This window comes from Salipiger sp. ABF4_146, assembly GCF_056161345.1.
Genome location: NZ_JBSWYX010000007.1, coordinates 35,238 through 59,385, shown reverse-complemented (window position 1 = coordinate 59,385; position 24,148 = coordinate 35,238). Strand labels below are relative to the sequence as shown.

Annotated in this window: 21 protein-coding genes, 2 tRNA genes and 1 pseudogene; 13 read left to right on the top strand and 11 right to left on the bottom strand. The window is 65.2% G+C overall.

What is annotated here, in order from left to right; all coding sequences use genetic code 11:
• Window positions 1-117: 117 nt before the first annotated feature.
• Window positions 118-474, bottom strand: coding sequence for an SUF system Fe-S cluster assembly protein (locus tag ACXAJT_RS11635; protein WP_475235454.1), 357 nt, complete (start codon window positions 472-474; stop codon window positions 118-120).
• A gap of 81 nt (window positions 475-555) precedes the next feature.
• Window positions 556-1,563: a LytTR family DNA-binding domain-containing protein gene (locus tag ACXAJT_RS11630; RefSeq protein ID WP_475235453.1), complete on the bottom strand. Its 1,008-nt coding sequence runs from the start codon at window positions 1,561-1,563 to the stop codon at window positions 556-558.
• A gap of 586 nt (window positions 1,564-2,149) precedes the next feature.
• Between ACXAJT_RS11630 and ACXAJT_RS11625 the strand changes: the two genes are divergently transcribed.
• From ACXAJT_RS11625 to ACXAJT_RS11600, 6 genes are all read left to right on the top strand, one after another.
• Window positions 2,150-2,446 carry a hypothetical protein gene (locus tag ACXAJT_RS11625; protein WP_475235452.1) on the top strand — a complete coding sequence of 99 codons (297 nt, stop codon included), beginning with the start codon at window positions 2,150-2,152 and terminating at the stop codon, window positions 2,444-2,446.
• Window positions 2,447-2,653: 207 nt separating this feature from the next.
• Window positions 2,654-2,730 (top strand) — tRNA-Asp (locus ACXAJT_RS11620).
• A 33-nt stretch (window positions 2,731-2,763) separates the two neighbouring features.
• A tRNA-Asp gene (locus ACXAJT_RS11615) sits at window positions 2,764-2,840 on the top strand.
• 257 nt (window positions 2,841-3,097) lie between these two features.
• Entirely contained in the window at window positions 3,098-4,129 is a 1,032-nt protein-coding gene (obgE, locus tag ACXAJT_RS11610; RefSeq protein ID WP_475235450.1) for a GTPase ObgE, read from the top strand.
• Complete coding sequence (proB, locus tag ACXAJT_RS11605; protein ID WP_475235448.1) at window positions 4,117-5,223, top strand: glutamate 5-kinase; 1,107 nt, start codon at window positions 4,117-4,119, stop codon at window positions 5,221-5,223. The genes obgE and proB overlap by 13 nt, the downstream gene beginning before the upstream one ends.
• Window positions 5,224-5,433: 210 nt before the next feature.
• Window positions 5,434-6,699 (top strand): glutamate-5-semialdehyde dehydrogenase, encoded by a 1,266-nt coding sequence (locus ACXAJT_RS11600; protein WP_475235447.1) that lies wholly within the window; start codon window positions 5,434-5,436, stop codon window positions 6,697-6,699.
• 36 nt (window positions 6,700-6,735) lie between these two features.
• Here the strand turns inward: ACXAJT_RS11600 and ACXAJT_RS11595 are convergent.
• Window positions 6,736-7,129, bottom strand: a pseudogene (locus ACXAJT_RS11595) (histidine phosphotransferase family protein).
• A 248-nt stretch (window positions 7,130-7,377) separates the two neighbouring features.
• On the opposite strand from ACXAJT_RS11595, the gene ACXAJT_RS11590 reads away from it, so the two are divergent.
• The 3 genes from ACXAJT_RS11590 (at window position 7,378) to olsA (ending at window position 9,274) form a co-directional block, all read left to right on the top strand.
• Window positions 7,378-7,560 (top strand): DUF3553 domain-containing protein, encoded by a 183-nt coding sequence (locus ACXAJT_RS11590; protein WP_475235446.1) that lies wholly within the window; start codon window positions 7,378-7,380, stop codon window positions 7,558-7,560.
• Between the two features lie 131 nt (window positions 7,561-7,691).
• On the top strand, window positions 7,692-8,450 hold the full coding sequence (gene olsB, locus ACXAJT_RS11585) for an L-ornithine N(alpha)-acyltransferase (protein WP_475235444.1): 759 nt from the start codon (window positions 7,692-7,694) through the stop codon (window positions 8,448-8,450).
• Window positions 8,447-9,274: a lyso-ornithine lipid O-acyltransferase gene (olsA, locus tag ACXAJT_RS11580; RefSeq protein ID WP_475235442.1), complete on the top strand. Its 828-nt coding sequence runs from the start codon at window positions 8,447-8,449 to the stop codon at window positions 9,272-9,274. Before olsB ends, olsA begins: the two co-directional genes overlap by 4 nt.
• Before the next feature lie 23 nt (window positions 9,275-9,297).
• Here olsA and ACXAJT_RS11575 read toward each other — a convergent pair whose 3' ends face one another.
• The 3 genes from ACXAJT_RS11575 to ACXAJT_RS11565 all read right to left on the bottom strand — a co-directional run bounded on the left by ACXAJT_RS11575 (window position 9,298) and on the right by ACXAJT_RS11565 (window position 10,925).
• On the bottom strand, window positions 9,298-9,918 hold the full coding sequence (locus ACXAJT_RS11575; protein ID WP_475235438.1) for a thiamine phosphate synthase: 621 nt from the start codon (window positions 9,916-9,918) through the stop codon (window positions 9,298-9,300).
• A gap of 69 nt (window positions 9,919-9,987) precedes the next feature.
• Window positions 9,988-10,317 carry a TfoX/Sxy family protein gene (locus tag ACXAJT_RS11570; RefSeq protein WP_475235437.1) on the bottom strand — a complete coding sequence of 110 codons (330 nt, stop codon included), beginning with the start codon at window positions 10,315-10,317 and terminating at the stop codon, window positions 9,988-9,990.
• Between the two features lie 86 nt (window positions 10,318-10,403).
• Window positions 10,404-10,925 (bottom strand): N-acetyltransferase family protein, encoded by a 522-nt coding sequence (locus ACXAJT_RS11565; RefSeq protein ID WP_475235435.1) that lies wholly within the window; start codon window positions 10,923-10,925, stop codon window positions 10,404-10,406.
• Window positions 10,926-11,080: 155 nt separating this feature from the next.
• Here ACXAJT_RS11565 and ACXAJT_RS11560 point away from each other — a divergent pair, with 155 nt between their 5' ends.
• From ACXAJT_RS11560 to ACXAJT_RS11550, 3 genes are read left to right on the top strand one after another with little or no spacing between them, the layout of a single operon-like run.
• Complete coding sequence (locus ACXAJT_RS11560; protein WP_475235433.1) at window positions 11,081-11,824, top strand: RNA methyltransferase; 744 nt, start codon at window positions 11,081-11,083, stop codon at window positions 11,822-11,824.
• A 56-nt stretch (window positions 11,825-11,880) separates the two neighbouring features.
• On the top strand, window positions 11,881-13,023 hold the full coding sequence (gene ctaA, locus ACXAJT_RS11555; protein WP_475235432.1) for a heme A synthase: 1,143 nt from the start codon (window positions 11,881-11,883) through the stop codon (window positions 13,021-13,023).
• A 1-nt stretch (window position 13,024) separates the two neighbouring features.
• Complete coding sequence (locus ACXAJT_RS11550) at window positions 13,025-14,497, top strand: carboxypeptidase M32 (protein ID WP_475235431.1); 1,473 nt, start codon at window positions 13,025-13,027, stop codon at window positions 14,495-14,497.
• A gap of 111 nt (window positions 14,498-14,608) precedes the next feature.
• Here ACXAJT_RS11550 and ACXAJT_RS11545 read toward each other — a convergent pair whose 3' ends face one another.
• The 5 genes from ACXAJT_RS11545 to ACXAJT_RS11525 all read right to left on the bottom strand — a co-directional run bounded on the left by ACXAJT_RS11545 (window position 14,609) and on the right by ACXAJT_RS11525 (window position 20,547).
• Window positions 14,609-14,998, bottom strand: a complete 390-nt coding sequence (locus ACXAJT_RS11545) for a hypothetical protein (protein WP_475235430.1) — start codon at window positions 14,996-14,998, stop codon at window positions 14,609-14,611.
• Window positions 14,999-15,146: 148 nt separating this feature from the next.
• Entirely contained in the window at window positions 15,147-16,004 is an 858-nt protein-coding gene (locus tag ACXAJT_RS11540) for a LysR family transcriptional regulator (protein WP_475235429.1), read from the bottom strand.
• Between the two features lie 294 nt (window positions 16,005-16,298).
• Window positions 16,299-18,458 carry a phosphoribosylformylglycinamidine synthase subunit PurL gene (gene purL / locus ACXAJT_RS11535; protein WP_475235425.1) on the bottom strand — a complete coding sequence of 720 codons (2,160 nt, stop codon included), beginning with the start codon at window positions 18,456-18,458 and terminating at the stop codon, window positions 16,299-16,301.
• 64 nt (window positions 18,459-18,522) lie between these two features.
• Window positions 18,523-19,383, bottom strand: coding sequence for a class I SAM-dependent methyltransferase (locus ACXAJT_RS11530; protein ID WP_475235424.1), 861 nt, complete (start codon window positions 19,381-19,383; stop codon window positions 18,523-18,525).
• A 258-nt stretch (window positions 19,384-19,641) separates the two neighbouring features.
• A complete protein-coding gene (locus ACXAJT_RS11525; protein ID WP_475235423.1) occupies window positions 19,642-20,547 on the bottom strand; it encodes a LysR family transcriptional regulator in 906 nt (301 codons plus the stop codon).
• Window positions 20,548-20,713: 166 nt separating this feature from the next.
• Between ACXAJT_RS11525 and ACXAJT_RS11520 the strand changes: the two genes are divergently transcribed.
• A complete protein-coding gene (locus ACXAJT_RS11520) occupies window positions 20,714-24,133 on the top strand; it encodes an indolepyruvate ferredoxin oxidoreductase family protein (RefSeq protein WP_475235421.1) in 3,420 nt (1,139 codons plus the stop codon).
• Window positions 24,134-24,148 lie beyond the last annotated feature (15 nt).

Genomic DNA, 24,148 nt, shown 5'->3' with positions numbered 1-24,148 from the left:
GCGTGACGGCAGGGCTGCTTAAAGCTTGGCACCCCTCAATCAATTGGGACAACAATCCGGGCACGAAAAAGGGCGCCGCACGGGCGCCCGGTCTCAGTCGGCTCCGGCGGGTGCGGCTTACATGAAGCCCAGTTCGAGCCGCGCCTCGTCGGACATCATATCCATGCCCCAGGGCGGATCAAACACCATGTCCACATCCACATCCTTGACGCCGGGCACGGAGGCCACGGCATCCTGCACCCAGCCCGGCATTTCGCCGGCCACCGGACAGCCCGGTGCGGTGAGCGTCATGATCACCTTCACCTCGCCGCCATCGGCGATCTCGACGGTGTAGATCAGGCCGAGATCATAGATGTTCACCGGAATCTCCGGATCGAACACGGTGCGGCAGGCTTCGACGACCGAATCGTAAAGCGGGTGATCAGTGCTGGAGGGCGCGATCAGCGGGGCGCCTTCGAGCGGTGCATCGGTCATGGCGGGTCCTTCCTCGGGGTTCCTGAGCGAAGATATAGGAAAAGCACGCGCCGGGGTAAAGAGCGCCGCCGCGTCGCAGCGTCAGCCGGGGTGCGGCACATGCGATTTCAGCCAGCGTTCAACATCGGCGACACGGCCCCGCGCCACCGGCACCAAGGAGCCGTCGATCAGCCGCAGCACCGGCTTGCCGTCGCGCCGCTCTAGGCAGCGTAGGGCATGGGCGGCCACCCACCAAGAGCGATGCGGCTGCAGGCCGTCCTCACGGCGGGTTTGCGCGACAATGTCGGAAAGCCGCGCCCGCTGCGTGAGCGTACCGTCCTCTTGCCGGGCCAGAACGTGGTGCTGGCGCGCCTCGAGGCAGATCAGCCGTGAGATCGGCACCGGCTGCGCGCCGATCAGCAACTTCCGCTCAGCGCTGTCCTCTTGGGTGGCGGGCTGTTCGATTGCGCTTTGGGTGCTCTGGTCGCTCTGGGCGGTCTCGCTCTGTACGGTCTCATTCTGCTCCATCGGCTGCCCCGCCGCCACCGAAACGTCTTCCTGCGCTTGGTCCTGCATCGGCGCTTCGCCGGCAGTGGGGCGTGTTCCCGCGTCCCATGTCAGCACAAACCGCAGAAAGATCGTCTCCAGCATCACCACGGTGATCAGAAGATACGCCAGCCGGTCCAGAAAAAACGGGCGCACAGAGATGCCGGTGGCCAGTTCCAGCCCGATCGCCAGTAGGGCAAGCGTCGGCACCAGGGCGAGCAGCGAAATCAGCGGTCCGTAAACGGGCAGGCGCGGGAGCGCGCGCCGCGCGCCTGCCGCGATCAGCATCAGCAACGTCTGAAGGCAAAGATAGCCGCCCATGCCCAAAATCCACGCCAGCATGTAGGGCACGAAGGGCAGGTGATCTGCGAGCGCCACCGGATCGGACGCGACCAGCGCCACAAGCGCGATGGAAAGGTACCGCCACGTGCGTGTGTGACCATAATGCGCCAGATGGCCGGCGACGGTGTAGTCGAGGCGCCGGCCCGTGATATCGCGCAGATCGAGGTTTTGCACCAACAGCCCGTGCATGCGGTGCCGCCCTATATATCCGTCCGTGATCATTGCTTTTTCTTGCTCAAATGGCTGGGGGCTACAAGGGTCTATACATCTTGCTGTCGCGGCCCGGCGGTGCTGCGTTCTTGCCGTGATGGTCGCGGACTTGCTCGCATGCTCGGCGATGGCAGCGACTTTCCTAAAAATGTCTTTTTATGGGCGAAATCTGTGGTACTATTGGCGCTAGTTGGCGTCAACCGTCTTGGCGATTGAGGGACATCGCCATGCACCAAGCTTCGAAACCGGCGAATCCTTGTTGGGGGAAAAGCATGGGGCGAGCGACGCAGCTGGCAGAGATGTCGCGGGACGGTGCATGGGGATGTTGCCGTCGCGTGAGGAACAGTACCACGCCTCGTGGACGCGGCGTGATGTTGGGCTGGGTCTCTTGTGCCGGATCATCTGGGGGCCGCCGTGCGGCACCCCGGACGACAGGCGAGGATCGGCACGGCACACCGGTTTCCGCGCAGGATCAGCGGGCCCGGACAACGGGGAGGTATATGCCGACGCAAAGAGGCTTGGTGCGGCACAAAGGGCGCATGCGGCGTCCCTGTGCGTGACAAGGTCGCGTGGCGGCACAAGTTGGGGATGTATTGTAATGGGTCAATCGGTTGAATCGTTTCTCTTGGAGAAGCTCGTCGAAGGATGCGGCGAGTTTGCGCAAGGCCTGCCGCAGCCGCATGAGCAGGAAGTCTTGGAGTCGGAAGGGGTGATCGGCCTCGTGCACCAAATGAGAGGCAGCGGTGCCGTCGCTCAACTCCTGCAGCTTTCCGCGTCGATGCTTGAACATTGCGCCTATGAACTCGCGCGCAGCGACGCTGAGGGGCAGGTCTCGCGGATCATCCTGATTTCAGCGGAACTTGAGCGTATGTCGCAGGACCTCACGGCGCAGTGACGGCGGGGCCCGAGCCGGGCTCAGCCCTGCGCTGGCCTGTTAAAGCCCTTGATAACGCAGCGCATTTACTGGTCTCGCAGGGCGATGAGCGAAAAAAATCGTCTGTATGAGAAAAATCCGCAGATGCCCCTAGGAAAGCGCTTGACGGCATTCGGCACCCCGCCTAAAAGCCCCCTCACGTTCAGGACACAGTCCAGACGGTAGCGAGCGGTTGTAGCTCAGATGGTTAGAGTACCGGCCTGTCACGCCGGGGGTCGCGGGTTCGAGCCCCGTCAACCGCGCCACCGCTACCTTGGATTGATGACTGGCAGAAAAGCGCGGTTGTAGCTCAGATGGTTAGAGTACCGGCCTGTCACGCCGGGGGTCGCGGGTTCGAGCCCCGTCAACCGCGCCACTTTCTTCGGAACGCAGACGCCTCGCAGCCTTATGGGCCGCGCGGCGTTTCTGCTTTTCGGGGGTGGTTTTTCCGGAGGAGGGGCCCCGTGCCCTTCGTCTAGACAGAAATATCCCGGGGGAGCCGCGCGCCGCGCGGCGGGGGCAGCGCCCCCAAGGACGCCCGGCCCGCAACTTGAGCCGCGCGCCGAAGCGCGCTAAACCGCGCTGCAACCCTATGCGATGCGCCCTGACGTCACCCAGCCGGAAAGCCCGACCATGAAATTCCTCGATCTTTGCAAGGTCTACATCCGTTCCGGTCAGGGCGGCAAAGGCTGCACGTCGTTCCGGCGCGAGAAATACATCGAATACGGCGGGCCCGATGGCGGCGACGGCGGGCGCGGCGGAGACGTCTGGGCCGAAGCGGTGGACGGGCTCAACACGCTGATCGACTTCCGCTATCAGCAGCACTTCTTCGCCGGCAATGGCGTGCCGGGAATGGGCCGCCAGCGCACCGGCGCCGATGGCGACGACATCGTTTTGCGTGTCCCCGTGGGGACAGAGATTCTTGACGAGGACGAAGAGACGGTAATCGCCGATCTGACCGAACTGGGCCAGCGCGTGCTTTTGGCCAAGGGCGGTAACGGCGGCTGGGGCAACCTGCACTTCAAGACCGCCACCAATCAGGCGCCGCGCCGCGCCAACCCCGGCCAGCCGGGGATTGAGCGCACCATCTGGCTGCGCCTGAAGCTTATTGCCGACGTCGGCCTGCTCGGCCTGCCCAACGCCGGCAAGTCGACCTTCCTTGCCGCCACGTCGAACGCGCGGCCAAAGATTGCCGACTACCCGTTCACCACGCTGCACCCGAATCTCGGGGTGGTCGGCGTCGATGGCAAGGAGTTTGTCGTCGCCGACATTCCCGGCCTGATCGAAGGCGCGCACGAGGGGCGGGGCCTTGGCGATCTCTTCCTTGGTCACGTCGAGCGCTGCGCCGTGCTGCTGCATCTGGTGGATGGCACCTCGGGCACGCTGCTCGAGGACTGGGAGACGGTCATCAACGAGATCGAGGCCTATGGCGAAGGGCTCGCCGACAAGCCCCGCGTCACCGTGCTCAACAAGATCGACGCGCTCGACGACGAAGAGCGTACGTTCCTGCGCGAAGAACTCGAAGAGAAATGCGGTACCAAGGTGATGCTCATGTCCGGCGCGGCCGGTGAGGGCGTGACCGAAGTGCTGCGCGCCCTGCGCGCCCATATCGACGACAACCGCCTGCGCGAGGCGCCCGAGGAAGACACCCCATGGCAACCCTGAGCGAGGCGCGTCGCCTCGTCGTGAAGATCGGCTCGGCGCTTCTGGTCGACAAGCAAACCGGCGATCTGCGCCGTGACTGGCTGGCATCTATGGCCGCCGATGTCGCCCGGATGAAGGCGCGCGGCGCCGATGTGGTGCTGGTCTCGTCGGGTTCGATCGCGCTTGGGCGCGGCATCCTCAAGCTGCCGCCGGTGGCGCTGCCGCTTGAACAGAGTCAGGCCGCCGCCGCGGTGGGCCAGATCCGCCTTGCCCGCGCGTGGGAAGAGGCGCTCGAGCCGCATGGGCTGACCACGGCGCAAGTGCTTGTGACGCTTGAGGATTCTGCCTCGCGTCGGCGCTATCTCAACTCCCGCGCGACGATGGAAACGCTGCTTGGCTTTGGCACTGTGCCCATCGTCAATGAAAACGACACCGTGGCCACCGACGAAATTCGCTATGGCGACAACGACCGTCTGGCGGCGCAGGTCGCGGTGACCGTGGGCGCGGACCAGCTGATCCTGCTGTCGGATGTCGACGGCTTTTACACCGCCAACCCGGCGCAGGACCCCAATGCCCGGCGCTACGAGGTGATTCACGACATCACCCCAGAGATCGAATCCATGGCCGGCGACGCGGGATCGGGCCTGTCGAAAGGCGGCATGAAGACCAAGCTGATGGCCGCCAAGACCGCCACCGCGGCGGGCTGCGCCATGGCGATCACCGAGGGCTCGGTGCTGCAGCCGCTGACCGCGCTGGAGAACGGCGCCAATGCCACGTGGTTCACCCCGCAGACCGACCCGCATGCGGCGCGCAAAGCGTGGATTCTGTCGATGAAACCCTGCGGCGTGCTGACCCTCGACGATGGTGCTGCTACGGCGCTGACGCAGGGCAAGTCGCTGCTGCCGGTCGGGGTGATACTCGCCGAGGGCGCCTTTGGTCGTGGTGATCCGGTGATGATCCGCGACGGCGCGGGCCGCACGCTCGGGCAGGGGCTGACGCGCTACACCGCCGATGAGGCGCAGGCGATCATCGGCCACCACAGCTCTGAGATCGAGCAAGTGCTGGGCTATCCCGGCCGCGCCGTGCTGATCCACCGCGACGATATGGCGCTCTGAGCGCCTTTGCCCGGCGCTGCGCCGCTGGCGCGGTCGTTGTGCGTATTTGCAAAGAGAAGAAGGTCCTTGGCTTCTTCTCTTTCGAAATACGCACGGCCCGGCGGCGGCCATCCCGTTGATTGGCTGGGAGATCGCGCAATCCGCTCTGTATCCCTCAAGGTCACGGGGCTATAAGAGGGCTCCAAATCCCATCACCAAGGGTAAAGAGCGATGAAAGACCTCAGCGATATCCAAGCGATCATGACGAGCCTCGGCAAACGTGCCAAGGCCGCCGCCGCGGAGCTCGCCTTTACCCCGCCAGAGCGCAAGACCGAGGCGCTGCAGGCGGCGGCGGATGCCGTCTGGGCGCGCCGCGCCGACATCCTCGCCGCGAACGAGAAAGACATCGCCTTTGGCCGTGAGAAAGGCCTGTCGGATGCGATGATGGACCGGCTGAAACTCACCGAAGAGCGGCTTCAGGGCATTGTCGGCGGGCTGCGCGCGATCGCGGCGCAGGACGATCCGGTGGGGCAGGTGATCACCGAGTGGGATCAGCCCAGCGGTTTGCATATCAAGCGCGTGCGCACGCCGCTCGGCGTTATCGGCGTGATCTACGAATCCCGTCCCAATGTCACCGCCGATGCCGGCGCGCTGTGCCTGAAGTCCGGCAATGCGGTGATCCTGCGGGGCGGCTCGGAGAGCTTTCACAGCTCGGGGGCGATTCACGAGTGTCTCGTCGACGGGCTGCGCAAGGCGGGGCTTCCCGAGGATGCGATTCAGCTGGTGCCCACGCGCGATCGCGCCGCGGTGCAGCAGCTGCTCACCATGACCGACTACGTCGACGTCATCGTGCCGCGCGGCGGCAAGGGACTGGTCGGGTTGGTCCAGCGCGAGGCGCGGGTGCCGGTCTTTGCCCACCTCGAGGGCATCGTGCACATCTACATCGACAAGGGTGCCGATCCGGTCACCGCGCTGAAGGTTGTGCTGAACGCAAAGACCCGGCGCACCGGCATCTGCGGCGCGGCGGAGTGCCTGCTGATCCACCGTGAGGCGATGGACACCGTCGGGCAGGGCGTGATCCGCGCATTGCTGGATGCCGGGGTTGAGGTGCGCGGCGATTCCGCCCTGCAGCAGATCGACGGCGTGGTGCCGGCCACCGAGGAGGATTGGGGCCGCGAGTATCTCGACAAGATCGTCGCGGCGAAGGTCGTCGCCGACGAGGATGACGCCATCGCGCATATCCGCAAGCATGGCTCGCAGCACACCGACTGCATCTTGTCGCAGGACGATGCGGCGATCGACAAGTTCGTGCAGCGGGTCGACAGCGCGATCGTCATGGTCAACTCCTCGACCCAGTTCGCCGATGGCGGCGAGTTCGGCATGGGCGCCGAGATCGGCATCGCGACCGGCAAGATGCATGCCCGCGGGCCGGTTGGCGCCGAGCAGTTGACCAGCTTCAAATATGTGGTGCGCTCCGAGGGCGCGGTGCGGGGCTGAGCCGGAGAGGCGCCGCCGGGCGTCCTGCGACGGGCCTCAGGCAATCTCCAGCGTGACCGCGGCGGCGCCCGCGGTCGCGACAATCCGGCGCGCGTTGCGGGCCGCCAACACCGCAAGCGCAGGGAAATGGACCTGCGCCCCGGAGGCGCCGGACAGGGCGCCGGATAGGGCGCCGGGATTGTCCAGCAGCGCCCAGATCGCCGGATCATGAGCGACGCGCGGACCTGTGCCGGTGATCCGCCAGCCGCGCCTGTGCTCTTCAATTTCGACCTGTCCGCCGAGCGGCAGCGCTTTCGCAGCACAGGAAAGCCAGCATCGCCAGTTGCGTCTCGCTGCGCGATGCGTCGCTGCTGCGGCGCCAGTCGGAGCTGAGGCGTCCGCCCCTGCAATAGTCGCGCAGAACCCGCGCCGCCTCGGATGGGCCGATCATCTGCTCGCCGTCCGCGTCGCCAAAGGCGAGACGGTAGAAATTGATCCGCGCGCGTGCGGCGGTGCAACTGTCATTGATCAGCGCAAGCTCGGGGCTGTCCACCATCTCGCCCGTGAGAGCGAGCAATTCCAGACCGTTGGCGATGGCGCCGACGGGGCTCACCAGATCGTGGCAGAGTCGCGACGCTATCAGCGTTGCGAGTTTGGCGTTAAGATCTTCCATTCAAGCCTCGATGAAAGGGGACATATATGAGTGACCTCAACGCATTTCTGGAACCGGGAATGCTGGTGCAGCATCCCGACAAACCGGATTGGGGGATCGGGCAGGTGCAGTCCAATATCGGCGGCCGTATCACTGTCAATTTCAGGGAGCAGGGCAAGGTCGTGCTCGATGGCGAGCGGGTCACCCTCCTGCCGGTTTTCGACACCTAGCCTTAGCGCGCAGTCGTTTACGAATAGTTAACCAACATCTCCGAACGCCGCAGCAGTCACGCCGCGTCGGGAAAACTGTTTTCCTTTGCCGCGCGCCGCATTAGAACCGCGGCAAGCAGCAGAGGGCGGCCATGGCGCTGGACGACAGGAATTTGACGGTGCGGCTGGCGCGCACGGACGCGGAGATCGAAGCGGCGCAGCGCCTGCGCTACGAGGTCTTCGTGTCGGAACTGGGCGGCGGCGGGGACATGGTGGATCACGCGCGCAGGCTCGAGCGGGACCGCTTCGACCCTTTCTTCGATCACCTTCTGCTGAGCGATGCGCGGCGCGACGGTCAGGTGGTGGGCGTCTATCGCCTGCTGCGCGACGATCAGGCCGCTGCCGCCGGGCAGTTCTACTCCGAGGATGAATACGATCTGACGCCGCTGCGCGCGTCCGGCCGGCGCCTGCTGGAACTGGGACGCTCGTGCCTGCATGCCGAGTACCGGGGCGGGCCCGGCGTGATGCTGATGTGGCAGGCGCTGGCAGACTATGTCGCCGCGCACGGGATCGAGATTCTCTTTGGCACCGCGTCCTTTCATGGCACGGATGTCGAGGCGCTGGCGCACCCGCTGTCGCTGCTGCATGCGCGGCATCTGGCGCCCGAGGCGCTGCGGGTGCGCAGCCGCGCTTTCCAAGCCATGGACTTGCTGCCGGAGGACGAGATCGACCGTCGCCGGGCGATGGTCGAGACGCCCGCGCTGATCAAGGGATATCTGCGGCTTGGCGGCACCGTCGGCGAGGGCGCCTTTGTCGACCATGCGTTCAATACCACGGATGTCTGTCTGGTGATGGACACGCAAAAGCTCAACGCGCAGGCCGCGTCGCGCTACACACGGGGTCGGGGGTGAGCGATCCGACGTGGCGCGGCGCTGAGCCGCCGGTCGTCGCATTGGGCTGGGCGGACTACCTGCGCGCGGCACTGCGCGGTGCGCTGATCGTGCTGCTGCTGTCGGTCGGGGTGGTGTTGAAAATCCTAATGCTTCTGGCGGAGCGGGTGGTCCTGCGCGGGCGGCGGGTCTGGTCGCCGTTTGTCACGCAGGCGGTGTGCCGGACCGCGCTGGCCATCCTCGGGCTGCGGCTGACGGTGCAGGGGCCGCGGATGACGGGGCGCGGCGCCTATGTGGCCAACCATTCCTCATGGCTCGACATCTTTGTGCTGAACGCACGGCGCAATGTGCTTTTTGTGTCGAAGGCAGAGGTGGCGGGCTGGCCGGGCATCGGGCTTCTGGCGAAACTCGTCGGCACGGTGTTCATCAAGCGCGACCGGCGCGAGGCGGCGACGCAGGGACAGGTAATCGAAGCGCGGCTTGCGGCGGGCGATCGGCTGCTGTTCTTTCCGGAAGGCACCTCGACAGACGGTCTGCGGGTTCTTCCTTTTAAAACAACGCTTTTTTCCGCGTTCTTGTCAGAGAACATTCGCCGCGACATGCAGTTGCAGCCGGTCACGGTCGTCTACCATGCGCCACCGGGCGCATCGCCGGCCTTCTACGGATGGTGGGGCGATATGGCGCTGGGGCCGCATCTTATCCGGGTGCTGGGCGCGCGGCGGCAGGGCCATGTGGAGGTGATCTATCACCCGCCGCTGCGGGTGGCGGAGTTTTCCGGACGCAAGGCTCTGGCGCGGGAAGCGGAAGCGCGGTTGAGCGCAGCGCATCCGGGAACTGTGGGGTGATCCGATAAAAATGCGCTGATATATCAGCGCATTGCCGAGGTAAGCTCACGCAACGCGGCAACCGGGTCTTCGGCGTTCCAAATCTCTTCGCCGATGGAAAAGAAGTCGGTCACCGGGGCCAGTTTGGCAACAAGCTCGGGCGTCAGGCCACCCTCTGCCACCACGGGCAGTTCGATCATCTGCGACCACCATTCGAACACCTCGTAGTCGGCCAGCGTGCCGTCGCCGAGCGCGGCGCCGCTGAGCGGGCCGAAAGAGACGTAGTCGGCCCCGGCTTCGCCGGCGTTCATGCCGTCGTGGCGCGAGCTGCCGCAGAAGGCGCCGACGATGGCATCTGCGCCCAGTTCCTTGCGCGCGGCGCGGACCGAGCGAGAGCCGTCGGTGAGGTGCACCCCATCCAGACCCAGCCGCTGTGCCAGCACCACATGAGTGTCGATCACCAGTGCGATATCAAAGCGATGCGCCACCTCGCGCACGGCGTCGGCGGCGCGCTGCAGCCGGTCCTCGTCGCGCGTGGCGAGCGACAGGCGGATGCAGGCGAACTCCTCGGCCTCGAGCACCGAGGCGAGCTGGTCGGGGAAGCTCGAGAGATCGAACTCGGGCGGGGTGACCAGATAGAGCTGAGGCTGATCTGCTTCGGCCATGGCGCGGCTCCTGACTTGCGAATTGCGCCCCTATATCGCGGCTTTAGGGTGCAAGAAAAGGGGGCAGCGTCATTTCGGCGGCAGCGCGCGGACAAACTGCAGCGAAAGCTCGGTCAGCCGGGCGCGCGTGGCGTCGTCGGCCATCGCCTCGGGGCCGGCCTCGACAAAGCCGCCCATGCGCCGCGTGCCCATCATCGCCGGACCAACATCATCCAGCGCACAGGCCGCGTCCTGCGCCGCCTTGCCGACTCGGTAAAGCCCGCCTTCGGCGCGAATGCCGCAGAGCATGTTGCCCTCCAGAAGAAAGCAGATGCCGCCGAACATGCGCTTTTCGCGCAGCCCCGGCAGCGGGCCGAGATCGTCGCGGACGGTTTCAGTGAGGCCATCATCGAGGCTCATGCGTGGCGCTCCTGCCAGTGGGCTGTCCCCAGCATAGGCGTCGGATGCCTCCGGCGGGGATATTTTTATCTAAGCGAAGCGGTAGTTTAGGCGCGTGGGCGCGCGAGGTCTGTGACAAGGACGTGGTTGGGGTAGGCCTCGTCATCGATGCGGAACTGGGTCTCGCCGATGTGCCGAAAGCCCATGCGCTGGTAAAAGGCGATGGCGGGCGTGTTTTCGGAATTCGTCGTCAGCCAGACCGAGGTCGCGCCGCCGTCGCTGGCCCTGCTCAGGGCGGCCTGCAGCAGCGTCCGGCCCACTCCGCGGCCATGGTGGCGGGGCTGGATGTAGAGCGTGGCGATCTCCCATGTGCCGCAGCCGGGCAGCGGGCCGGGGGCATCGCTGGAAAGGCGCAGGAACCCGTCGATGCCGTCGCGGTTTTGCGAGACGATGAACCTGTCCGCCGGGCCTTGCAGCCAGCGCTCGAAATTGGCGCGGGTGAAGGTGTCTAGCGCGTAGTCGGCGAAGCGTGCGCTCACGCCGTGGCGTATATAGGTGCCGAGCCAGACCTCGACCGACAGGGCGGCAAGGCTGGACGCGTCGGCGAGGGTGGCGTCTCTGAGGGGCATCTGGCGGTCGTCCTTGGCTCCGGGCCTCAGTGGCAGGGCGGCTGGCGGGCCGCAAGCGTAGGTGCCGCCTGTGACAAATCGGAGCCGCGAGGTGCGGCTTTCTTGCTCTTGGCGGCGGGCGGGACTATGCGGGAGCGGAATTTACGGAGTTTGTCATGCCAAGCGAGACGAGGCAGCCGGCGTTTGTGCTGGTACGGCCGCAGATGGGCGAGAATATCGGCGCGGCGTCGCGCGCCATGTGGAACTTTGGCCTGGACCGCATGCGTCTGGTCAGCCCGCGCGACGGCTGGCCGAACCCCTCGGCGACGGCCATGGCCTCGGGCGCGGGGCGGCTGCTGGACGAGGCGCGGCTGGTCGAGACGACGGCGCAGGCGGTCGAGGATTGCGATCTGGTGTTCGCCACCACCGCGCGGATGCGCGGGCTGACCAAGCCGGTCTATTCGCCCGAGCAGGCGATGAAGGAAGCTGCCGCGCGTCTTGCACAGGGCGGTAAGGTGGCGGTGATGTTCGGCCCCGAACGCGCCGGCCTCGAGAATGCCGATGTCGCCGTGGCCAATGCGCTGATCAACGTGCCGGTGAACCCCGAGTTTCCCTCGCTCAATCTCGCGCAATGCGTGCTGCTCTGCGCCTACGAATGGCAGCGCGCCTCGTCAGATATCGCGGCGCAGCGGGTCGAGATGGCGGGCGCCGAATGGGCCACCGGGATCGAGGTGGAAAAGCTGGCGGAGCACTACGAGGACCGGCTGACCGAGGCGGGCTTCTTCTTTCCCGAGCACAAGGCCGAGAGCATGAAGCTGACGCTGCGCAATCTCTGGAGCCGCATGCCGCTGACCCGCGAAGACGTAAAGACCCTGCATGGGGTAATGCGCCAGATGGTGCGCTGGAAGGAACGTGGCTGACTTGATGGCGCGGCAGGCGCCGCCTATCGTCGCCACGACGGATGAAGGAGAAGATCATGGCCGGAAACCGCAAGCTCTTTGAGGAGGTTGGGGCGGAGACCCAGAAAGCTGCCCCGGCGGGCGGCATGATCGACAAGGGGCGTGGCGGCGCGCGCGGCGCGATCCGCGTCTGGCTGATGCTGCTGTTCGTGCTGGTCATGGCGATGATCGTGGTCGGCGGGCTGACCCGGCTGACCGACAGTGGCCTGTCGATCACCGAATGGAAGCCCCTGCACGGCGCCATCCCGCCGCTGAGCGAGGCTGAGTGGCAGGAAGAGTTCGCCCTCTACCAGCAGATCCCGCAATACGAGCTGCTCAACAAGGGCATGACCCTTGCGGAGTTCAAGGGCATCTACTGGTGGGAATGGGGGCATCGGCAGCTTGGCCGGGTGATCGGGCTGGTCTGGGCGCTTGGCTTCTTCGGTTTCCTGATCGCGCGGAAGATTCCCGCGGGCTGGACTGGGCGCTTGCTGCTGCTGGGGGCGCTTGGCGGGCTGCAGGGCGCCGTGGGCTGGTGGATGGTCGCCTCGGGCCTCGTCGGCGACATGGTCGCCGTGGCTTCGTATCGGCTGGCCACCCATCTTGGGCTGGCGTTCATCATCCTTGGCTTCATCGCTTGGGACATCTTCCTGCTGGGACGGCCCGAGCGCGACCTGATGCAAGCCCGGCGCCTGCGAGAGCCGAAGCTCTTCTCCATGTCGACGGGGCTGATGCATTTCGCCTTCCTGCAAATTTTGCTGGGCGCGCTGGTCGCGGGGATCGACGCCGGGCGCTCTTACACCGACTGGCCGCTGATGGCGGGCGGGTTCTTTCCGCCGCAGCCCTTCGATCTGGTCCCGGTCTGGCGCAACTTTTTTGAAGATCCGGGGCTGGTGCAGTTCATGCACCGAATGGCCGGTTACCTGCTGTTCGTCTTCGGCATCGCGACGTGGCTGAAGGGCCGCAAGTCGGCCAACGCCGACACGCGCTTCCGGTTCAACGCGGTGATGGCGGTGCTCTGCGTGCAGGTGGTGCTGGGCATCGCGACGGTGCTTTACGTCGCGCCGTGGCACATCGCGATCACCCACCAGCTGGGCGCCGTGGTGCTCTGGGTGCTGATCCTGCGCGCCCGTTTCGGTGCGCAGTTCCCCAAGACACAATCCATTCGGGAGCCCCGCTGACATGTCCGCTTTCGATGATCTGATGGCGTTCGAGCGCGACACCGGGGCACTGGCGCAGGTTGCCGGCCGCCTTGGCTGGGATCAGGAGACCACCATGCCGCATGGCGCGGCGGACCAGCGGTCTGAAGAGATCGCGGCGTTGGAGGGCGTGCTGCACGCCCGCCGCACCGATCCGCGCATTGGTGAGCGGCTGGCGGTGATCCGCCCCGAAGAGCTTGATCAGGTCGGGCAGGCGCAGCTGCGCCACATCACCCGCAGCTACACGCGCGCAGGCCGCGTGCCCGGCAAGCTGGCCGCCGATCTGGCGCGGCTGACCAGCCGGGCGCACCGCATCTGGGCCGAGGCGCGGGCGGATGATGATTTCGCCGCCTTCGCCCCTGTGCTGCGCGACGTGGTGGCGCTGAAGCGCGAAGAGGGCGCTGCGCTCGCCGATGGCGGCGATGTCTATGACGCGCTGCTCGACGATTACGAGCCGGGCGCCACGGCGCAGCAGCTGTCCGACATGTTTGGCGCGCTACGGCCGCGGCTAGTGGCGCTGCGGCAGGCGATCCTCGAAAAGCCCGCGCCGGCGCCGCTGAGCGGCACCTATGACGACGCTGCACAGATGGCACTGTCGCGCAAGCTGGCCGAGACCTTTGGTTATGATCTGAGCCGCGGGCGCGTCGACAAGGCGGTGCATCCGTTCAGTTCGGGCAGCGGTGACGACGTGCGGATCACCACGCGGACCAATGCGCTCGATCCGTTCAACTGCATTTACTCGATCATCCACGAGACCGGCCATGCCGCCTATGAGCAGGCGATCGACCCCGCGTATCGCTTTACCCCGCTTGGCGAGGGGGTGTCGATGGGCGTGCACGAAAGCCAGAGCCGCATCTACGAGAACCAGATGGGGCGTTCGGCGGCGTTCACGCACTGGTTGCACGGGCAGGTGACCGAGGCTTTCGGCGACATCGGCCTCAGCCCCGACGCGTTTTACAGGGCGGCCAACGTCGTGCAGAACAACTATATCCGCACCGAGAGCGACGAGGTGCAGTACAATCTGCACGTGCTGCTGCGCTTCGATCTGGAGCGGGCGCTGATCTCTGGTGATCTGGCGGTGGACGATCTCGAGGCGGCGTGGAACGACCGTTTCAACGCGGACTTCGGCTTTGCCGTCGACAAGGCCTCGGACGGGGTGCTGCAGGATGTGCACTGGTCGGCGGGTCTGTTTGGCTACTTTCCGACCTACAGCCTCGGCAACGTCTATGCGGGCTGCCTGCACAAGGCGCTGCGCGCGGCCGTCCCCGATCTCGACGCGCAGATGCGGGCGGGGGACCTGTCGGCGGCCACCGGCTGGCTGCGCGAGACCGTGCAGCGCCATGGCGGCCTTTACGCCCCGCGCGAGGTGATCGAGAAGGCCTGCGGGTTTGCCCCAAGCGAAGCGCCTCTACTGGAGTATCTCGAAGAGAAGTTCGGGGCGCTCTACGGGCTGTGAGCTTTGGCGGGGCGGTGCGCCGCCGCTCTGCCCATCATTCCAGATGCGGACAAGAAAAAGCGGCCCCGAGGGGCCGCTTTGAGTGTGTTCGTGAGTGGTGTGCTTTCGAGCCTAGTTCGTGTCAGGCGCAATGGGGTGGGCTATGCTGAACCGTCCGCCGCCGAAGAGAACCAGCGGAATAGCCAGCAAGGCGACCAAGCCGCAGCCGTATAGGGTCGTGATGTCGAATTGGTCCAGCCCCGTCGCCAAAAGCGCGTGAGCGAAGTAAAGGCCCAATCCGATCAGGGCCACGGCGCGCACCCCGATGCCAAGGATCAGCCAGATGGCGATCGAGGCGAGGAGTGCGCACAAGAGAGAGGTCGCAAGGCCCGGTAGCTGCACGGAGAGGGCGCCGATGAGGGTTGGGTCGGCGGTGAATATCTCTTTGGTCACGGTATCGCCGAGGGTAAGGGCGAGCGCGACCCGCAGGGCACATTGCAATGTTGGTATTAAGCTGACCATTCTTTTGCTCGTTACGTCCGTGGTGTGACCTCACGGAACTTTTCACATCTGAACTGTTACACTGCTCTGTGTCAAAGCCAAGCGTTAATAGGTTAAAGTTGACGTTGCGTAAACCGATGGTTGCGCATGGTGTTTGGTATTCGCGCGCTCATGCGTTCTCGGCCTGGACGCATGCCGCGCCATGTGTCGCGAAACAGTGGATGACCCAATCGACGGCGCGCCGCATCCCCGGATCCGAACGGCGGCTTTCGTGATAGAAGAGCCAGCAATCAAGCGTCACCGGCGCTGCCGAGGGGCAGACGGGGACAAGGTCGGGGGTCCGCTGCGCCAGAAGATCGGGCAGCGGGCCAGCGAGTCGTGTGGTCTGCATCAGGGTATAAAGCGCCATGAAATGATCGACGCGGATTTTCGGCTCTTTGCCAAAATGATCATGCGCGCTGCGTAGGATGCGCGACCGGTTTGGCGCCTGATTGAGACCGATCCAATCGCCATCGGGATCGGCGTCCTTGAACCGGTAGGGCCGGAAGGTCAGATCGCCCGCCTTACGGGCGATGATCCGGCCCTGATCCGGGCGGCCGAATTGAACCACGAGGTCGTTCTGCCCCAGTCCCTCGCGGTCGAGTCGATCGGTGAGAGAGAGCTGCACGCCGGGCAAGGGATTGTCCTTGGGGTCGAGGCCCGGAAAAAGCAGCAGGGCGCTGATGATCGGTGAGGCTCCCAGCGCAAGCGGGACCATATCGGCTTCGAAGCCCGAGTCCTGATTGTTCAGGGTCGCTTTCAGTTGGCCGTCGAAATTCAGGGCGACATCGATCAGGTCTCGCACCGCTTCGGAGGGGCGCCAGCCATCGGCGGTCTTCACGAAAGCGGGCACGCCTAGCGTTTCCGACAGCCGTTCGATCCGTCGCGAGACGGTGGCAGTATTGGTTCCCAGTAGTTTGGCTGCAGCTGTCATGGTGCCGGTCTTCGACAGTGCGACTAGGAAACGAAGGTCGTCCCAATTGTTCATGGTGGTCGGTGTACTCAAATATTATGGGGCGTCGTGTCGTGCCGGCGCGGTACCTGTCTCAAGTTGCAACGATGAGGCTGTCTGCTCTCACCGGTGGTAACTGCGGTACAACCTAGGTCTGGACGTAGGGGCAGGCAAGGTCAGCGCCCCGGACACAGACTGCCGATTTGTGTCAGAGGGCTGTAACGGAAGACAAAAAAGTCGCCGCACCCGATAAGGGTGCGGCGATGTCTTCCGGCTCTGGGGGCCGGCAAGTGGATGGACGCGCCGGAGAGCGGCGCGTCGGGCGGTGGGTTAGCCGAAGTACTCGCCAAAGCTGCCACGGTAGGCGGCAGCGAGCTCCGCAAGGGGTGCCTCGCTGGAGCCGAAGCGCACGGTATCGCCGGTGAATTTGCCGACGCTGCTGAGGGTGACCCCGGCCTGTGACGCGGCGGTCATCAGAGCCTCGGCGCTGTCGAAGTTGCAGGCGATCAGGTAGCGCCCCTGATCCTCACCGAACAGCGTCGGCGTGTCGGCGGCGTCGAGGTGCACGCCGACGCCCGAAGCCTCGGCCATCTCGAAGGCCGCCATCGCCAGACCGCCGTCGGCAAGGTCGGTACAGCTGCGGATCCAGTCGCGGTTGGCGAGGATGAACTCGCCGTTGCGGCGCTCTGCATCGAGGTCGACCGCCGGGGCATCGCCGTCTTCGCGATTGAAGACTTCGGCCAGCAGGGCCGACTGGCCGAGGTGGCCGGTGGTCTCGCCAACCAGCAGCGCCACATGGCCTTCGCGGGCGTAGCCAAGGATCGGCTCCTCGCCAGCCGCGATCAGTCCAACGGCACCGATGGTGGGCGTCGGCAGGATCGGCTCGCCGTCGGTTTCGTTGTAGAGCGAGACGTTGCCCGAGACGATCGGCGTGTCGAGCGCGAGGCAGGCTGCGCCGATGCCGTCGATCGCGCCGACGAACTGCCCCATGATCTCGGGCTTTTCAGGGTTGCCGAAGTTCATGTTGTCGGTGGTCGCCAGCGGGCGGGCACCAACCGAAACGAGGTTGCGATAGGCTTCGGCCACCGCCTGTTTGCCGCCCTCAACCGGGTTGGCGCGCACGTAGCGCGGTGTCACGTCCGAGGTGAATGCCAGCTTTTTGTGGCTGCCGTGCACGCGGATCACGCCAGCGCCGAAGCCGGGGATGCGCACGGTATCGGCCATCACTTGGCTGTCGTACTGCTCGTAGACCCACTCGCGCGAGCAATAGTTCGGCGAGGAGACCAGCGCCTTCAGACCGTCGATCGGATCAATGCCGGGAACGTCGTCGAGCGGCTCAGCCGCGGGGGTCGGGACCCACGGGCGGTCATACTCGGGCGCGGTGCCAGAGAGCGCCTTGAGCGGCAGGTCCGCTTTCACGTCGCCATTGTGCACGATGAGGAAGCGGTCTTCGGCAATGGTCTCGCCGACGATGGCGAAGTCGAGGTCCCACTTGTCGAACACGGCTTTGGCCTCGGCTTCTTTCGCCGGGTCGAGCACCATGAGCATGCGCTCTTGGCTTTCCGAGAGCATCATCTCGTAGGCGGTCATGCCATCTTCGCGTGTCGGCACCTTCTCAAGGTCGAGACGCACGCCGAGGTCGCCCTTGTCGCCCATTTCCACGGCCGAGCAGGTCAGGCCCGCGGCGCCCATGTCTTGGATCGAGATCACCGCGCCGGTTTGCATCAGTTCGAGCGTGGCTTCCATCAGGCGTTTTTCGGTGAACGGGTCACCAACCTGAACGGTGGGGCGCTTTTCCTCGATGGTCTCGTCAAACTCGGCCGAGGCCATGGTCGCGCCGCCGACACCGTCACGGCCGGTCTTGGCACCAAGGTACACCACCGGGCGGCCAACGCCGGATGCGGCGGAGTAGAAGATGCTATCGGTGTCGGCGAGGCCCGCCGCGAAGGCGTTCACAAGGCAGTTGCCGTTGTAGGCGGAATGGAAGCGCACTTCACCACCGACGGTCGGCACGCCGAAGCAGTTGCCGTAGCCGCCGACCCCCTCGACCACGCCGTGCACCAACTGGCGGGTCTTGTGGTGGTCTTTCTCGCCGAACGACAGCGCGTTCATCGCCGCGACCGGGCGCGCGCCCATGGTGAACACGTCGCGCAGGATGCCGCCCACGCCCGTCGCCGCGCCCTGATAGGGCTCGATATACGAGGGGTGGTTGTGGCTTTCCATCTTGAAGATGACCGCCTGACCGTCGCCGATGTCGACAACGCCGGCGTTTTCGCCGGGGCCGCAGATGACCTGCGGGCCTTTGGTCGGCAGCTTGCGCAGGTGGATCTTCGAGCTTTTGTAAGAGCAGTGCTCGTTCCACATGGCCGAGAAGATCCCCAGCTCCGTGAACGTCGGCTCGCGGCCGATGATCTGCAGGATCCGCTCGTATTCGTCGGGACTGATCCCGTGGGCGGCAATGAGCTCTTCGGTGATGGACGGTTCCTGCATCCTGACTCCCCTTAGCGTGGTTGGTGCGCTCTTTAAGGCAAGGGCGCGAAAGGGGGAAGAGGGGTCAGGGCCTCTGCGCGGTCACAAGGTTCATTCTTGCGGGGATTGTGGCGTTGCCGTTGGTCGAGATTCCGGCAAAGGCGTTTTCAATATCCCGTCGGATCGCCTCGGCCTGCGCCTCGGAGGCCACCTTGTCACGCATATGGCGCACGGCGGGGCCAATGCGGGTGGCCAGTTCCGCCGCAGCGGTGCCGGTTGGCAGGCGCAGGTCAGCGTCCACTGTCTTGATGGTGATGCCCTCAAAGCCAGCGCGCGAGAGAATGCGCCGCACGCGCTCGGGGTCGCGAAAGGCCATTGGGCCGGGCGCATCGGGATCACCGGCGTCTGGCGGGCCAAGCTGTGCAACCGCGGCCTTCATCGGCAGATCAAACCACGGGTTCTCTTTGCTGCCGCGCCAGCAGATAAAGGCGAGCCGCCCCCCGGGGCGAAGAAACTGCAAGATATTGGCAAAGGCTGCGTCCGGGTCGTCGAAGAACATCACCCCCATGCGTGACACGCAAAGGTCGACGGGCGCGGCTGGCTGCCAGACCTGCGCGTCGGCATGAATGAACTCGGGGCGGATGCCGCCAAGCGAAGCGGCACGGGCGCGCGCCACTTCTAATAGAGAGGAGGAGACGTCTACGCCGGTGACATGGCCCTCGGGCGCCACGGCTGCTGCCAGAGCAAGCGTCGTGGCCCCGGCGCCGCACCCCAGATCGATCACTGTTTCGCCGGGCTGCGGCGCTGCGGCGGCGAGCACCAGTTCCGACAGATGCGCATGCAATGTGTCAAGCTCGTCACGCATAGCGACCCACGTCAGCCCGGGTCCGTCGGTCCAGAACGTCTGCTGCGCTGCGTTGCCGGGGGAAATCTCATCCGCTGCCATGGCATCCTCCTGTCGCTCAGGCAGGCTACCGCAGGCGCCGGTTCCGCCAAAGTAACCTCTGGCGATTCCGCAAAAAAAAGGCCGAGCACAAAGCTCGGCCGAAGTCCAACAGGGAGGTTGAAGATGACGCGCGCTAGGGCGCTTCAAGCTTCGTGTGCTGAATATGTGATCAGTATTGAGTCGATCAAGGGCCGAAATCGCTGTGAAGCGTCATTCCTGCCATGCAGTGTTTGCATGGCGCCTGACTTTTGAGCAAATTCAGTCGGCTCCCATCGCTTTGAGCTGCCGCCGATGCGCGAAGATCTCGTCCTGCACGAAGTCGCGGAACGCCGTTACACGCTTGGAATGACGCAATTCTTCGGGATAGGCGAGGAACACGGGCACCTCGTTGGATTCCACGTCGGGCAGCACCCGCACCACATGCGGGAAGTCCTCGATAATGTAGTCCGGCAGCACGCCGATGCCGAGGTTGGCGATCACCGCCTGCAACACGCCGAAGTAATTGTTCACCGTCAGACCGGTGCGGATGTCATAGGTCAGCAGTTTCTGCACCAGTGCCTTGCCCGACAGCACCTGCGCCGAGTTTGGATTCTGGCAGATCAGCCGATGCTCGGACAGATCTTCGAGCGACTCGGGCAGGCCGTTCGCCTCCAGATAGGCCGGCGAGGCATACATGCGCATGCGGATCGACATCAGACGCTTGCGGATCAGGTCGGCCTGACTCGGCTCCTTCATGCGGATCGCGACGTCGGCCTCGCGCATGGGCAGGTCGAGCACCCGCTCTTCGAGCATCAGGTCGATCTTTAGATCGGGATACTTTTCATAAAGCTTGGTCAGACGCGGTGCCAGCCAGAGCACGCCGAAGCCGTGTGTCGTGGTGACCTTCAGTTCGCCGAACACTTCCTCTTCGCTGTCGCGAATGCGCGCGGTGGCGCTGTCGATCCGCTTCACCATCGAGGCGGTGGCGTCGAACAGCAGCTCGCCCTGTTCGGTGAGAATCAGTCCGCGGGCGTGACGGTGGAAGAGGGTGGTATCCAGCGCCTCCTCCAGCGCGCGAATCTGCCGCGACACGGCGGATTGCGACAGATGCAGCGCATCTCCCGCATGAGTCAGGCTGCCGGCATCCGCGACAGCGTGAAAGATCCTGAGCTTATCCCAATCCATGGCGGCATCTTATTCAACTTTGGCGCCCTGTATACGACAGGAACGGTAAACGGAAACACATCTTCGCCGACTGTGGGAAAATAACGAAGATTTCCCTATCCGGGTCAGTATGTGTGACCTAACATAGGACGATAGCTGCAAGCACTATGAGCGAAGGGAGGCGCGCATGAGCAAGCAAGCAATTTCCCTGCAGGACAGGTTCGATTTAAGCAAGAGTCCGGTCCTTTTGAATGGCACGCAGGCGTTGGTTCGCCTGATGCTGATGCAAAAAGAGCGCGATCGCGCCGCCGGGCTGAACACCGCCGGCTATGTCACGGGCTACCGCGGCTCGCCGCTGGGCGCCGTCGACATCCAGATGAAGCGCGCCGGAAAGCTGCTGACCGAAAATGACATCGTCTTTCAGGAAGGTCTGAACGAGGATCTCGCGGCCACGGCGCTCTGGGGGTCGCAACAGGCCGAACTGCGCGGCGAGGGCAAATACGACGGGGTCTTTGGGCTCTGGTACGGCAAGGGGCCGGGCGTCGACCGGTCCGGCGACGTGATGCGCCACGCCAATATGGCGGGTACCTCGCAGCACGGCGGCGTGCTGATGGCCATGGGCGATGACCACACCGGCGAAAGCTCCACCGTCTTGCACCAGTCGGAATGGGCTCTGGTGGACGCCTATATGCCCGTGGTCTCGCCCGCTGGTGTGCAGGAAGTGCTGGACTACGGCGTCTACGGTTTTGCGCTGTCGCGCTTTGCCGGCGTATGGTGTGGCCTCAAGACCATGAAGGATACGGTCGAGGCGACCGCCGTGGTCGATGGCCGCCCGGATCGCATGTCGCTGGTGCTGCCGGAGTTCGCGATGCCCGAGGGTGGGCTGAACATCCGCCTAGGCGATACGCCGCATCTGCAAGAGACGCGGATGATCGACTTCAAGCGCTTCGCCGCCGAAGAGTTCTCGCACGCCAACAAGATGGACAAGCGCGTCTGGGGCAAGCCCGGCGCCAAGATCGGCCTTGTGGCTGCGGGCAAGAACTGGCTCGACCTTCAGCACGCCATGTCGCTGCTGAATATCGACGAGGCCGAGGCCGAGCGGCTGGGTCTAACCACCTATAAGGTGGGCCAGACCTTCCCGCTCGACATGAAGGGTTTCCATGATTGGGCCGAAGGTCTCGATCTGATCGTCATCGTCGAGGAAAAGCGCAAACTCATTGAGGTGCAGGTCAAAGAGGCGATCTTTGACGACCGTCGCGGTCGCCGGGTCTACGGCTGGTACAAGGGCGGGGCAGGCGGCATGCACCGCGAGGAGCTTTTCCCCACGCGCGGCGCGCTCGATCCGGTGTGGATCGCGCAGAAGCTGGGCGAGATCTTCGTCGAGGAGGGCCGCGGCACCGATGGCATCAAGGCAGGCCTTTCGGCGCTCGACGCGGCACGCAAGGCCGACAATGCGCCTGATCTGGCGGCGCGGCTGCCGTATTTCTGCTCGGGCTGCCCGCACAACACCTCGACCAAGCTGCCCGAGGGCGCGCGCGCCTATGCCGGCATCGGCTGCCACTACATGGTGCAATGGATGGACCGCGAGACCACCGGCTTCACCCATATGGGCGGAGAAGGTGTGAACTGGGTCGGCGAGGCGCCGTTCTCCAAGCGCAGCCACGTCTTCCAGAACCTCGGCGACGGCACCTACAACCACTCCGGATCGCTGGCGATCCGCGCGGCGCTCGCCGCGGGCACCAACATCACCTACAAGCTGCTCTACAATGACGCCGTGGCCATGACCGGCGGCCAGCCCAACGAGGGCGGGCTCACCGCCGACCGCATCGCGCGCGAGTTGAAGGCGATGGGCGTCGAGCATCTGGCGGTGGTCTACGACGAGAAGGAGGAGGTGAACTTCGACCTCTTCCCGGGCGGCATCGAGACATTCGAGCGCGCGGACATGGAGGCGGTGCAGAAACGTTTCGAGCAGATCGGCGGCGTTTCGGTCATCCTCTACATACAGACCTGCGCGGCTGAAAAACGCCGCCGCCGCAAAAAGGGCAGCTTCCCCGACCCCGACAAGCGGGTGTTCATCAACACCGACGTCTGCGAGGGCTGCGGCGATTGTGGCGTGCAGTCGAACTGCGTGTCGATCGTGCCGGTGGAAACGGAACTGGGGCGCAAGCGCGCCATCGACCAGTCGAGCTGCAACAAGGATTTTTCCTGCCTCAAGGGTTTCTGCCCCTCCTTCGTCACGCTCAAGGGCGCAAAGATGCGCAAGGGCGAGACCACGGATCTGGACCTGCCGCATCTGCCGCAGCCGCAAATCCCGCAGATCGACAAGACCCACAACGTGGTGATCACCGGCGTCGGTGGCACCGGCGTGGTGACCGTGGGCGCAGTGCTGGCGCAGGCGGCGCAGATCGCCGGCATGGGCGCGGGGATGATGGAGATGGCCGGCCTCGCCCAGAAGGGCGGCGCGGTGCACATCCACCTGCGGCTGGCCAACCGCCCTGAAGACATCTCGGCGGTGCGCGTGGCCACCGGCGAGGCCGACGCGCTCATCGGCGGCGATCTGGTGGTCAGCGCCGGGGCCAAGACGCTGGGGCTGACCAAGCGTGGCCGTACCGGCGCGGTGGTCAACGGCCACGAGATCATCACCGGCGAGTTCACCCGCGAGCCCGAGTTCACGTTGCCCTTCGATCAGCTGCGCGTGGCGCTGGAAGCGCGGATGCCGGACAATCTGGCGATCTTCGACGCCACCGAACTGGCGCGCGTCACCATGGGCGACTCGATCTTCTCGAACATCATGCTGCTTGGCGCGGCGTGGCAGCAGGGGCTTCTGCCGCTGCCGCATGACGCCATCGAGGACGCCATCCGCCTCAATGGCGCTGCGGTGGAGCGCAACCTGCGCGCCTTCGAGATCGGCCGCTGGGCGGTGATCCATCCCGCCGAGGCGGCGGCGCTGTCCGCGCCCAAGGTGGTGGAGAAACCCAAATCCCTCGACGAGAAGATTGCCTTCCGCGAGGCGCATCTCACGGCCTATCAGAACCCACGTCTGGCGAAGCGGTATCGCGCCATGCTCGGCCCGATCACGGACACCCGCCTGCGCGAGGCGGTGGCCAAGGGCTATCACAAGCTGCTCGCCTATAAGGACGAGTACGAAGTGGCCCGGATGCACCTCGAAACCCGCAAGAAAGCCGAGCAGACCTTCGAGCCGGGCTTCGAGATGAGCTTCCACCTCGCGCCGCCGATGCTGTCGAAAGAGGGCTCGGACGGACGTCCGGTGAAGAAGATCTACGGGGAGGGCATGCTGAAGACCTTCGGCCTGCTGGCAAAGCTGAAGTGGCTGCGCGGCACGCCGCTCGATCCCTTCGGCCGCACCGCCGAGCGCAAGATGGAGCGCGCCCTGATCGCGCAATACGAGCGCGACATGGCCGAGGTGCTTCCCAAGGTTACGCCCGAGACGCTGGAGGCCGCCGTGGCGCTGGCCGAGCTGCCGCTGAAGATCCGTGGCTTCGGCCCGGTGAAAGAGGCCGCCGAGCGCGCCGCCGCCAAGCGCCGCGAAGAGCTGCTCGCCATGATCCGCGCCGGCGGCACGCCCTTCGCGCAGGCAGCCGAGTGACGCCATCAAGCGAGG